The organism is Chloracidobacterium thermophilum B (genome assembly GCF_000226295.1).
Lineage (GTDB): Bacteria > Acidobacteriota > Blastocatellia > Chloracidobacteriales > Chloracidobacteriaceae > Chloracidobacterium > Chloracidobacterium thermophilum.
The window spans coordinates 745165-756987 of sequence record NC_016025.1 but is presented as its reverse complement, the minus strand read 5'-3'; the positions used below and the strand labels follow the sequence as shown (position 1 = coordinate 756987).

Here is an 11823-nt window from a genome sequence, read left to right as displayed (position 1 = left end):
AATCTCCGTGTGTTATGGGCGGGCAATGAAAGTGTGAGCCGGGACGCCCTGCACGTCACCCAAGGGCTGATGACGCACAGGTACAAAGTGCAAGGCACTTCCGAAGGCCTGTCAAATAACGGCTTGTGAAATTATGGGAAGCTTAGTCCGGTAGTGTACGTTTGCCAACAAAAAACCGGCCGCTTCTGACGCGCGTCACGGCACACCCGGATCCCGGTGACGCCACAGGTATGCAGCCCCTAACAACCACGCGGCAGGACCGCCACCCCTGTTGCCGGCAGCCATCCTGCCCGTTGCTGCCTGCCTCTAGCGCGGACCCACAATCTGCCACCGCTGGTCAGGCACCGCCGGCAGCCCCACACTCTGCACCAGCGACAGATTCCGCAGCAGCCAGATGACGTTCTGCCCCGTGCGCTCATTGCGCCACACCACGTCCGGCTGCCCGTCGCGGTTGTAGTCGCCCACCGCCCCCAGCCGCCACTCCGGCCCCAGCGCCGGCAGCGGACGACTCCCCACCGCCGTCGCCCCGATGAACGTCACCACCCGCGCCGTTCCGGCCCCCTGCCGGTGCAGCAGCAGACCCAACTGCCCGTTGCCCTCAAAATCCCCGCTCCCCACAATCCGTTCGTCCGCCGTCAGACCGGGGATGACCAGCGGAATGACGGCACTCCGCGTCCGCCCGTTCATCAGCCACACCTCCACGGCATCCGTCGCCAGATTGCGCCGTACGATGTCCGGCTGCCCGTCGCGGTTGAAGTCCCCCGTGCAACTGATGAACCAGTTGCGGTCGGTCTGTTCGGGCGTGACGGGGAGCGCCGCCACCGGACGCAGCCCGGCAAAGCTCCACACCGCGTCAAAGCCGGTGATGTCCTGGTTGCGCCACAGCAGGTCGGTCGCCCCGTCGCCGGTGAAATCCGCCACTCCGCCCACAACCCAGCAGTCCTCTACAAACGGCAACGCCTCGCTGCGCACAAAGCTCGTCCCCTGCATCACCCACAGGGCTGTCTCCCCCGTCGTCTGGTTGCGCCAGACCACGGTCGAGTTCCCGGTCTGAAAGTCCCCCGGCGGCACAACCGGCGGCGTCTTCCAGCGCCCGGCCAGCGGCACATCCCCCGCCTGCCCAAAACCTACCGCCACATCGGCAAAACCCGCCGTGTTGGTGTTGCGCAGGAAAAACGTCCCCGCCCGGAAAATGCCCACCGTCGTCACCCCGTCGCCGTCCCAGTCGCCGGCCACCGGCAGGTCGTTCGCCAGACCGTAGAAGAAACTCAGGTCGGCGTTGCCGGAGCTGTTGTCGTTGCGCAGGAAGAAAAAGCCCGTGGACGGTCGAAACGCGCCAATGGTCGTCCGCCCGTCGCCGTCCCAGTCGCCTGTCACGGGCAGGTCGGTCGGCAGTCCGTAGTTGATGATGATGTCGGGCGCACCAGAGGTGTTGGTGTTGCGCAGCAGGAAGACGCCGCGCCGGAAGACCCCAACACTGTCAAAGCCCTTGCCCGTCCAGTCGCCTGCCACGGGTATATCGCCCGCCTGCCCAAAGGCCACGGTGGTGACGGGCGCACCGACGGCGTTCTCGTTGCGCAGAAGAAACTGCCCGGCGCGGAAGAGGGCGACGGTGGTTTTGCCGTCGCCGTCCCAGTCGCCGACCACGGGCTGGTCGCCGGGCTGACCCAAGGGAACAGCAATGTCGGGCGGACCGGCGGTGTTGGACTGGCGCAGGAGGAAGCCTTGGTTGGGACGCCAGACGCCGATGGTCTGGGGCGGCACACGGGGGATGACGGTGAAGCTGGTGGCGCTGGTGGCGCTGCCGGCGGGGGTGACAACCCGGATGGGGGCGGTCACGGCTCCGGCGGGGACAGTGGCGGTGAGTTGGGTGGGGCTGGTGACGGTGAAGCGCGCTGGCAGGTCGCCAAAGGTGACGCTGCTGACGTTGAGGAAGCTGGTGCCGGTGATGGTGACAGGTGTGCCGACGGGACCGGACGTGGGTGAAAAGCTGGTGAGGGTGGGCGTCTCAAGGACGACAAAGGGTTCGCGGCTGATAGCCGTGCCGCCGGAACCGGTCACACTGATTGGCCCGGTGGTGGCTCCGGTCGGCACGATTGCCGTGATTTGCGTGGGACTGCTGACCGTAAATGTGGCTGCAACACCGTTGAAGCGGACAGCGGACACCTGAACAAAGCCGGTGCCGGTGATGGTGACCACTGTGCCGACGGGACCGGACGCAGGTGAAAAGCTGGTGAGGGTGGGCGCCTCAAGGACGGTGAACGGTGTGCTGCTAATGGCTGTGCCGCCGGGACCGGTCACGCTGATAGGGCCAGTGGTGGCGCCGGTCGGGACGATTGCCGTGATTTGCGTCGAACTGCTGACTGTGAATGTGGCCGCAACGCCATTAAAGCGGACAGCAGACACCTGAGCAAAGCCGGTACCGGAGATGGTGACTACCGTGCCGACAGGGCCGGAGGTGGGAGAAAAGCCGGTGACGATGGGTGTCTCAAGGACGACGAAGGGGGCTTGACTTGTTGCGGTGAGGCCAAATGCGGTTATGAGTGTAATCAAACCGGTTGTAGCACCAGGCGGTACTGTTGCGGTGATTTGCGTGGGACTGTTGACGGTAAACGTCGCCGCAACGCCGCCAAAGCGGACACCGGTCACTTCAAAGAAGTTTGAACCAAAGATGGTGACAGAAGTTCCAACCGGCCCCGAAGTTGGTGTGAAGCCGGAAATGAAAGGTGTAAATGGAGTAGCTTGAAATGCCAGAGCATCTTGCACGCCAACCCATGGCGCGCCCAGTAGAAGAACAAAACTACCAAGCCAGAGTGCAGTAAGCCTTTCGAGAAAAACCAGTCGCATGGGATGAACTCCACGTGAGTTCTGGATCGGTGCTGCCGCAGTTGGTCATCTGTCAGCCTTCAGAGGCTGAACCCCCGAACCGTCAGCATACCCAAACATCCGTCAACAGCAAGTTTGGAGAATAGAGCGTAGTCGGGCAGTGTGTGTTTGCAACCGCAAAGCTTGCCCCGCCTTGGATGAAGGGGAAGCCAGGAAGTTGTTGCCGTGCGCTCTGTTTGTCAGGAAGGCAGCGTCAGGCTGGGTGGTGGCGTGGGCGCCGACACCACGGTTTTGTCCGGCGTGCCCTGCCACATACGCCGTACGAAATCCTTGGCATAGGAGACCTTTTTGCGCTGCATCACCCGGCTCAGGTAGGCATCAAACCGCTCGGCAAAGACTTCCGCCGCATAGCGCAGGGCCGTGGCGGCCGGCACAATGCGGGCAATAAGTTTGAACCCAACCCGCTTGGCAATCGGAACCGCGTCCCGAATGCTGTCAAAGTGATTGTCGAAGCGGATCGCCACGCCTTCGATAAGTGTCGCCATCCGAAACAGATACACCATCTGCCGGGGCATGCGCAGGTGATGCAGGATGCGCGTTTTCTCGAAAAGCTGCTCGACGGCCATCTGAACCTGGCGCTGGTTGGTACGCGCCAGGTGCCGCAGGTTCATGATGGTTTCCGTCACGTAGGTCAGTTGCTCGGCCGGGGTATCCGGGGCCACCATCTCCAGTTCATAGAGCTTGGCCACCACTTCGTCGTACTGATTGGCGTTGGCGGCCAGGATAAGGCCCAGAAACCGGTCGCGCGTCACCGGGTCGAGTTCGTCCACCATGCCGTAGTCGAGCAGGATGATGTCGCCCCGGCGGTTGATGAGAATGTTCCCCGGATGGGGATCGGCATGGAAAAAGCCGTGGACGAGAAGCTGTGAGAAAACGATTTCGAGCAGGGCTTCGACGAGTTCGCCAAGGTCGAGACCATAGCTGCGAATGGTCTCCACCGCGTCAATCCGCACCCCCTCACAGAACTCCATCACAAGCAGGTCTTCATAGGTCAGTTCGTGCGCAATTTCCGGGATGACCAGCCGGGGATGCCGGGGCTGTTGGGCGCGCAGACGCTCGGCGTTTTGTGCTTCGATGCGGAAGTCCAGTTCGCCAACGACAATCCGCTTATATTCCGTAAACAGAACTTCAAAGCCGCGGTACAGGTAGTGCTCGCCAAAAAACGGCCGCAGCCACTCCAGCAGCGTACTCAGGATGGCGTTGTCGAGGGTGATGGTTTCCACCACGTTGGGCCGCCGGACTTTGACGACGACATCAACGCCCTTGTACCGCGCCCGGTGAACTTGCCCGACTGATGCCGAGGCAATGGCGTTGGGATTGAAGTCGGTGAAGATGTCCTCCGGGTTTTTGCCCGTGCGGCGACGGATGACGGCGCTGACGTAGTCCATGCCGGCCGCCGGGGTCTGGTCAAGCAGCCGGGCAAATTCCCGCGCATAAGTTTTGGGAATCAGGTCCTCCCGTACAGCCAGGATTTGCGACAGCTTGATGTATGACGTTCCCAGCCGGGCAAAGGTATCCACCAGCTTTTTGGCGCGACGGGCATGCTGCTCCTCTGTCAGTGTGCGCGGAGCGCCCCACTTGATCCACCGCCGCCGGTCGCGCAGAAAGCTGACCAGAAACGGCAAAAGCGCGATGGAGACGACAACAAAGCGTCGTAGATGGCGCAGGTTTTCACCAAGTGATAACGCGCGCGAAAGAACCGGAGCATCGAGCGTCTGCGCGGACATAGCTACCATGAGCGGGCGAAACTGTGTCCGTACACAACCGTTTCGCCGTGGTGAACATGACGTCGGGTGGGTACGTTAGCAGACATAACCAGCCCGTGCATCACTTTCGCGCGGCATGTCCATCGGGGGCTGCAATGTGGAGACACGACACGCGCTTGACACAGGACAATAGTCACCAACCAGGCTTCTGTCGGTTGGTCTGCGTACCGTGTTCCGCAGGCAGCGAGCCAGCCGGGGATGGTTTACTTGGAATGACCACATAGGTAGAAATTATGGGGAAGTCGTACCTGCTTGGGCGAATCAGCAGGTGTGGGCGGCTGATGTGGGCTGGAGACCGGGGCCGCCAGGGATGTCTTGGCGTGATGTACGGCGATTGGGGATACCGGTCAGGGAAAGGAAACCGATGATGCAGGATTGGATCAGCCTGATGGTTGTCGCCGGGGCAGCCGGTTTCTTGCTCCACCGTGCGTGGCAGGCCGTACGGGCGTGGCAGTCGCCAGCGCCAGGCTGCACCTCCGCCTGTGGCTGCCGGCAGGCAGTCCTGCGGTCAGGGAAGGGCCTCGCGGCCACACCTGCGAAGACCACCGGTGACATCCAGTAGGGGGGAGAGTAGCCATGCCGAAGCTGACACCAGACCGCGATGAGGGCGTGCTCGTCAAAGAGCATACGACAACCAAGGAACCGCCGATGTTTCGCGTCCTGCTCCACAACGACGACTACACGACGATGCCCTTTGTCGTGTACGTCCTCCAGCACATTTTCCATCACTCGGAAAGCGAAGCCACGCGCATCATGCTCAACGTGCACCGGCGGGGCATCGGCGTGGCCGGCATCTATCCATACGAGATTGCCGAAACCAAGATGATGCAGACCATTCAGCTTGCCCGTGCCAATGAGTTTCCGCTGCTGTGTACCATCGAGCCGGCCGAATAGCGGCAGGCACAGCTTGTAAAGCCTGCCGGGTGCTTTCCGCCGCATCACCGGTGCAGGTAAAAAAGACCGGAATTTTTCTGGAACTTTTCCAATACGTCACAGTTCAACCCGCCTTGAGAGTAACGGTAGCCGGCTGGCCTGCCCGGCACTTGCCCGGCAGACGTGGCTACGGTTGCTCGTGGCGTAGTGTACATTCCTCCTCTCTGCTTGCGCGGTGGTTTCCCCCACCGCATTTTTTGTCTGGAGGTCTCTACGCCCGTGCCAACCGACTTCCCTGAACGACGCGCCACATTGCCCACACCGGAGTTTCGTCCGGCGCTGGCCTTTACGGCTCTGACGCCTTGGTTCGATGTCGTGGCCAGGGTGGCCGTGCGGGATGACTTCCTCAAGCGCCGTCTGTCTGAGCTGCTTCCCCTGGTGCCGGGGCAGTCCGTTCTGGACGTGGGCTGCGGTACGGGCACCCTGCTCCTCCGCCTGCACGAGCGGCAACCTGAAGCCCGGTTGTTCGGCGTGGACGCCGACCCGGACGCCTTGGCGCTGGCCGAACAGAAAGGGCGGCAGCAGAGGGTCAACTGGTCGCTGCTGGCAGCCTCGGCCACCCGGCTGCCCTTTCCCGACGGCTGCTTCGACGCTGTCGTGACTTCGCTGGTCTTTCACCATCTGACGACGCCGCAGAAAGAACAGGCACTGGGGGAAATCCGGCGCGTCCTGCGCCCGGAGGGAAGGCTGCTGCTGGCCGATTACGACGCGCCACGTACCTGGCTGGAGCGGCTGGCTTTCCTCCCAGTGCGTCTCTTTGACGGCTTCGATGCCACGGAAGCGCACGTGCAGGGCGCGCTGCCGGGGCTTCTGCAGGCCGCCGGGTTGACGGCCGTCGAAGTCTGCGCCGAGATTCCGACGGCCTTCGGTTACATTACCGCCTGGCAGGCCCGGTCGCCGGCTCAGGAAGCCCAGCTCAGGACGGCTTGACCGCCGTGATGATGGCGTAGCCAAGTTCCCCCCGCTCGATGGCTGCGGCGGCGCTTTGTGTGACCTGCTTGGCCCTGGGGAAATCCACATCCGGCAGTGTGAGCTTTTTCAGGGCCACCATGAGTTCCGCGCCCAGAATTTTCGCCCGGACACCCGCCACCATGTCGGCCAGCGCCGCGTCGTGGTTTTCCACAAGTCCCGGCGCAAACCCGGCTGCACCGAGCAGCGCCACATAGGTTTCCACCGGCTGCGCATCGGCAATGCAGGCCACCCAGGCGAGCAGGGTCTCCAGTTCCGGAGCCAGCGGCCCGCGCCGCGTCAGATCACTGAGGCCAACCTGCCCGCCGGGTTTCAGCACGCGGAAAAACTCCCGCGCCGCCTGGGGCTTGTCCGGGAAGGTGCAGTAGGCGCACTCACACACGATGGCGTCGAAGCTGGCGGCATCGGCGGCGAGCCGTTCGGCGTCGCCGACGACAAACCGAACCCGGTCGGCCAGTCCGCGCACGGCGGCGGCTTCGTTGGCCAGGCGCACGTTTTCAGCGCCGAAATCCACGCCGACCACTTCACAACCAAAGGTTTCCGCCAGATGCAGGGCGCTTGTGCCGCGTCCGGCCGCGACATCGAGTACGCGCGCGCCGGCCCGAAGGCCAAGCACCTGCCCCAGCCGTTCGGTCAGCGCCAGCCCGCCCGGATGAAAAGACTCACCGAACAGAAAGCGCACCACATCGCTTTCATAAAACTGCGCACAACAGGACTTGACCGCCTCCGGGGCGGTGGACTCTCCGGCAAAGGTTCCAGCGATGGTGCTCATGCTTTTGGCTCCCGGGGAAAGGAAAAGGTGATGGGGCGGACCTGAAAGGGTTTGCCTTCCTTACGCGCCAGCTTGCGCTCCCACTCCAGGGCTTCGAGCTGTTCCCGCGCCTGCTGGCGATAGCCGATGGTGTTGTAGGCGCAGAAGGGCACCTGTTTGCCGCCCGGCAGCAGGAACTCCTTGCAGCACTTCATGAGATTTTTCTGGTTGAAGGTGTAGGGGTCCATGAAGTCCTGGAGCATGATCATCTTCATCCGGTCGGCAATTTCGCCGATGCTCAGCGACTCGAAGCCACAGGCCTGACAGGACATCTGAAGGTCGCGGGCCGATTTGGCCGTGCCGGGGGCCGTCGAAGATGACCACAAGCCTTCGAGGGCAATTTTGATCTCGGCGCTGTAGTCCGGCATGACCTTGTTGGTGATGTAATCCAGATAGTCATACACGTTGACGATGCGCGGCAGCGGCGTGACCGTGCCATTCTCGACGAAGGCGTACGTCACCGAGTTGCAGGTCGGGAAACAGCATGGCACGGGTACGAAGTCACTTTTGCGGAACAGCCCGTCGGTTTGCGTCTCGATGAGGTCCAGGATGTCGGGAATCGTCATCCGCTGGAGCGGATCGTGTTCCAGGTGGCGTCCGGCGTGGAAGGCCGGCTGGAAGTTGACGCCGCGCACCGCCGGGTGCTCCATGGCGAATTTGACGATGCGTCCGACTTCGTGGTCGTTGATGCCGCGCTCAATGGCCGGCACGAGGACGGCCGTCAGCCCTTTGGCTGCCAGACGGTCGAGAGCACGGATTTTTTCTTCGAGAATATCCGGCTCACCCCGGATGATGCGGTAGGTCTCCCGATCAAAACCGTCAAACTGGAAGTACAGCGCCGGCTGAATCTCCGCCAGTTCGTCAAGGAAGGCGTCGTCGCGGGCGATGCGCTTGCCGTTCGTGTTGAGCATGATGAGGTTGATGGGGCGCTTCTGGGCTTCGCGCAGAAAGTCCAGAATCTGCGGATGCACCGTCGGCTCACCGCCGGAAAACTGCACCACCTCGGCGCGGCCTTCCGCCCGGACGAAATCATCCAGAATGGATTGGACTTCTTCGAGCGTGAGGCTGAAGCCCGGCCCGGCCTCGGCAAAGCACAGCGGACAATCCATGTTGCAGACGCTGTTGACTTCGATGATGCCCAGACAGGTGTGCTGCTGGTGGTCAGGGCACAGCCCGCAGTCGTGCGGACAGCCCGCCACGACTTCACTGTTGAAGTGCAGCGGGATGGTGCCGGGCTTGTTGTAGCGTACGTTGGTGATATACGCCTGCGCGTTACTGTAAATCAGCGATTCGTAGAGTTTCCCTCTGGCACGTTCACAGTCGCAGCGTTTGCGCATGAACACCTTGTTGTCGCGGACGATGATGTGGGCATCCACCACCTTGGTGCATTCGGGGCAAATGCTGCGGGTGAGTTCCAGAAACACATAGTTGGCATCCCGCTTGCGCGGCGGTTCTGCAGAAGGCGGGGAAGTGGCCGTGGCAGGTGAACATTCAGGAACGGTCGTGGTGTCGCTCATGGCGGTGATTCTCTCCAGTCAGAGGCATCGGTGAATCCTTCGCCGGGCAGTCAGACAGACCCAACCCGGCGAAACGTATTCCATCGCGGCATCGTCAGGAACGGGCTGGCAGGTCATAGGGCATACGGTGTCCGGGGGCGGCAGGATGCGCCGCCTAGCGCATGATTTTCGACAGGCTCTGGATGACCTTGCCGGCCGTGCCGGTGAGGAAGTTTTCGACCGCTACGCCGGCGGCCAGTTGCTGTGCCGCCGTTGAGTAGGTCGGATAGGCATGGATGGCGTTGGCCACATCCGTCACCTTGAGCCGGTGGTTGAGCGCCAGGGTGAACTCCGTAATGGCTTCTCCGGCGCGCGGGGCCACCATCGTCGCGCCAAGCAGTGTGCCATCGCTGCGCGAGATGACCTTGAGAAAGCCATCCGTATCGGCATCGCACACGGCCCGGTCGGTGCGGCTCATCTCCCACCGGCTGACCTTGAGGGTGTCTCCATACCGGGTGCGGGCCTGGGCTTCGGTCATCCCGACGTGGGCCACTTCCGGGTCGGTGAACGTCACCCAGGGAACAATGTCCGTAAACCCGGTCGTGCTGCCGAGCAGAAGCGCATTGCGCACGGCCAGAAAGGCCTGCCAGCCGGCAAAGTGGGTGAACTGGTGTCCGCCCAGCACATCGCCGGCCGCAAAAATGTGTTTGACGTTGGTGCGCAGACTTGTGTCCACCGGAATGCCACGGGCATCGGCCTGAACGCCGGCCCGGTCCAGATCAAGACCCGCGATGTTGGGACGCCGGCCGGTAGCAATGAACAGCAGGTCGCCTTCGGCCGTGCCGGCTTCACTTTCCACGCGGATGGTTCCGTTCTTCCGGCTCGCGGCCCGCGCCCGGCCGGGGATGAACTGCATGCCCTCCCGCTCGAAGACCGTTCTAAGCGTCTGGCTGACTTCGGGTTCTTCTTTCGGCAGCAGCCGTTCTGCAACAAGGATGACCTGCGCGCCCAGCCGCTGGAACGCCTGCGCCATTTCGCAGCCAATCGGCCCGCCGCCCACGACAATCATCCGCCGGGGAAGTTCGTCGAGGTCGAAAATGGTTTCGTAGGTGAGAAATGGCACCTCGTCCAGCCCGGCCAGATCAGGGCGGACGGGATGCGCGCCGGTGCAGATGAGAAAATACCGGGCCGTCAGGGTGCGCTCGCCGGCCGCCAGGGTTTGGGCGTCCAGAAAGCGCCCCGGCGCCAGAATGACGTCAATCCCGCTGCGCCGCAGTTCATCCGGCGCTTCGTGGGCGTAAATCTCATCAATGACACTCCGCACATAGGCCCGCACCTGCGCCATATCCGTCCGGGGCGGTTCGGCGACAATACCGTAGTGCCCGGCCTGGCGCACTTCGTGGGCCACTTTGGCCGCTTTGAGCAGGGCTTTGCTCGGAACACAGCCCGTCCAGGTGCAGTCTCCGCCGATGCGGTGCTTTTCGACCAGGGCCACCCTGGCGCCAAGCTGCGCCGCAAAGCCGGCCGCGGTCAACCCGCCGGAGCCGGCCCCGATGATGACGATGTCAAAGTGTTCGGTCATGGCTTCCGGTCAGGCGCCAAAGTGTGATGTCCGTACCGGCGTGTGGCGGCAGGTCCGGCGGGTAGGGGTGAAACGGACGCCAGTGTAGTCGAACGTACAAAACTTGGCACGCAGAAATTATGCTGCCCGACGGATGCGCGGAAGCCACGTCCGGCCGGCGTGGTTTTTCGGCCCCGTGATTTTCCCAAGGTTGCGTTGCGCCGGGCACCGTGGGGCGTGTAGCTTCAGGTTGCCCGTCAAGCGTTGGCAGCCTGCTTTGTGTCGTCTTTGTGACCTGCTTATGACTGATGTTTCCGCCCAGCTTGAACGCCTGTACTGTGGGGAGCGCCCGCCGGCCGAGGTCTGGCTGGAGGTGATTTACCGCGCGCCACTCGATGAGTTGTTGTATTGGGCCGACCGCCTGCGGGCTGACTGGCACCCGGATAACGTCGTGACCTATGTCATTGACCGGAATATCAACTACTCGAACATCTGCACGTCGGTGTGCACGTTCTGCGCCTTTTACCGCAAGCCGGGCGACCCGGAAGGGTATGTCCACGACTACGAAACGCTGTTTCGCAAGGTGGAGGAAACACTGGCGCTTGGCGGCAGCGGCATCCTCATGCAGGGCGGCCTGCATCCCGACCTCAAGCTGGAGTGGTACGAAGAACTGCTGCGCCAGTTCAAGGCGCGCTATCCCATTCACCTGCACTGTTTCTCGCCGCCTGAGATTCTGAACTTCGCGCGGGTCAACCGGCTTTCCGTGCGTGAGGTGTTGCAGCGGCTGCGTGCGGCCGGGCTGGATTCGATTCCGGGCGGCGGCGGCGAAATCCTCGTGGACGAAATTCGCATGCGCCGCCGGACGGAGTGCAACAGCCAGGAATGGCTTGCGATTATGGAAACGGCCCACGAGTTGGGCATCCCGACCACGGCCACGATGATGTACGGCATGGGTGAAACCGACGCACACCGGCTGGAGCATCTGCGCAAAATCTATGAACTCCAGGCGCGGACCGGTGGTTTCATCGCCTTCATTCCCTGGACGCTCCAGCCGGATTCCGTGCCCATCGGCAAGGTATTTCCAGACCGCATCGCGCCGGACATCTACCTGCGGTGGTTTGCAGCGGCGCGGCTGTACCTGCGCAACATTCCCAACCTGCAGGTGTCGTGGCTGACGCAGGGGTTTGACGTGGCGCGGCGTGCCCTGCGTGGTGGGGCCAACGACATGGGCAGCATCATGATCGAGGAAAATGTCGTCTCGGCGGCCGGTGCCAAGTATCGCGCCGACGAAGCCCGGCTGGTGCAAATCATCCGGGAAGCCGGTTTCATCCCCTGCAAGCGCAATGCGGCCTACCGCCGGCTGGAGACTCCGGCCGCGGCAGAAGCTGTCGCATAGAGGCT

The 11823-nt window shown here is 62.7% G+C and carries 8 protein-coding genes; 3 read left to right on the top strand and 5 right to left on the bottom strand.

Going from position 1 to position 11823, the window contains the following annotated elements:
• Positions 1-306: 306 nt before the first annotated feature.
• Positions 307-2847 carry an IPT/TIG domain-containing protein gene (locus CABTHER_RS16270; RefSeq protein ID WP_014101368.1) on the bottom strand — a complete coding sequence of 847 codons (2541 nt, stop codon included), beginning with the start codon at positions 2845-2847 and terminating at the stop codon, positions 307-309.
• 218 nt (positions 2848-3065) lie between these two features.
• Positions 3066-4613: an ABC1 kinase family protein gene (locus CABTHER_RS14200; RefSeq protein WP_014101367.1), complete on the bottom strand. Its 1548-nt coding sequence runs from the start codon at positions 4611-4613 to the stop codon at positions 3066-3068.
• Between the two features lie 615 nt (positions 4614-5228).
• Between CABTHER_RS14200 and clpS the strand changes: the two genes are divergently transcribed.
• Both clpS and CABTHER_RS14185 read left to right on the top strand, forming a co-directional pair.
• Entirely contained in the window at positions 5229-5546 is a 318-nt protein-coding gene (gene clpS / locus CABTHER_RS14190) for an ATP-dependent Clp protease adapter ClpS (RefSeq protein ID WP_014101365.1), read from the top strand.
• Between the two features lie 258 nt (positions 5547-5804).
• Positions 5805-6515 (top strand): class I SAM-dependent methyltransferase, encoded by a 711-nt coding sequence (locus tag CABTHER_RS14185; RefSeq protein WP_187288451.1) that lies wholly within the window; start codon positions 5805-5807, stop codon positions 6513-6515.
• Here CABTHER_RS14185 and CABTHER_RS14180 read toward each other — a convergent pair.
• The 3 genes from CABTHER_RS14180 to CABTHER_RS14170 form a co-directional block, all read right to left on the bottom strand.
• Positions 6502-7326: a class I SAM-dependent methyltransferase gene (locus CABTHER_RS14180; RefSeq protein ID WP_014101363.1), complete on the bottom strand. Its 825-nt coding sequence runs from the start codon at positions 7324-7326 to the stop codon at positions 6502-6504. The two genes, CABTHER_RS14185 and CABTHER_RS14180, sit on opposite strands and share 14 nt — an antisense overlap.
• Positions 7323-8882, bottom strand: coding sequence for a radical SAM protein (locus CABTHER_RS14175; protein WP_014101362.1), 1560 nt, complete (start codon positions 8880-8882; stop codon positions 7323-7325). The genes CABTHER_RS14180 and CABTHER_RS14175 overlap by 4 nt, the downstream gene beginning before the upstream one ends.
• A gap of 154 nt (positions 8883-9036) precedes the next feature.
• Positions 9037-10443 carry a dihydrolipoyl dehydrogenase family protein gene (locus CABTHER_RS14170; RefSeq protein ID WP_014101361.1) on the bottom strand — a complete coding sequence of 469 codons (1407 nt, stop codon included), beginning with the start codon at positions 10441-10443 and terminating at the stop codon, positions 9037-9039.
• A gap of 280 nt (positions 10444-10723) precedes the next feature.
• On the opposite strand from CABTHER_RS14170, the gene mqnC reads away from it, so the two are divergent.
• The gene (gene mqnC, locus CABTHER_RS14165; protein ID WP_014101360.1) at positions 10724-11818 is read left to right on the top strand and encodes a cyclic dehypoxanthinyl futalosine synthase; all 1095 of its coding nucleotides are present in this window, start codon (positions 10724-10726) and stop codon (positions 11816-11818) included.
• The last annotated feature ends 5 nt before the right edge of the window (positions 11819-11823 follow it).

Bases quoted from the DNA above. Each gene is read 5' to 3' on its own strand.
- clpS (WP_014101365.1), top strand. From the start codon at position 5,229: ATGCCGAAGCTGACACCAGACCGCGATGAGGGCGTGCTCGTCAAAGAG.
- CABTHER_RS14200 (WP_014101367.1), bottom strand. From the start codon at position 4,613: ATGTCCGCGCAGACGCTCGATGCTCCGGTTCTTTCGCGCGCGTTATCA.
- CABTHER_RS14170 (WP_014101361.1), bottom strand. From the start codon at position 10,443: ATGACCGAACACTTTGACATCGTCATCATCGGGGCCGGCTCCGGCGGG.
- CABTHER_RS14175 (WP_014101362.1), bottom strand. From the start codon at position 8,882: ATGAGCGACACCACGACCGTTCCTGAATGTTCACCTGCCACGGCCACT.
- CABTHER_RS16270 (WP_014101368.1), bottom strand. From the start codon at position 2,847: ATGCGACTGGTTTTTCTCGAAAGGCTTACTGCACTCTGGCTTGGTAGT.
- mqnC (WP_014101360.1), top strand. From the start codon at position 10,724: ATGACTGATGTTTCCGCCCAGCTTGAACGCCTGTACTGTGGGGAGCGC.
- CABTHER_RS14180 (WP_014101363.1), bottom strand. From the start codon at position 7,326: ATGAGCACCATCGCTGGAACCTTTGCCGGAGAGTCCACCGCCCCGGAG.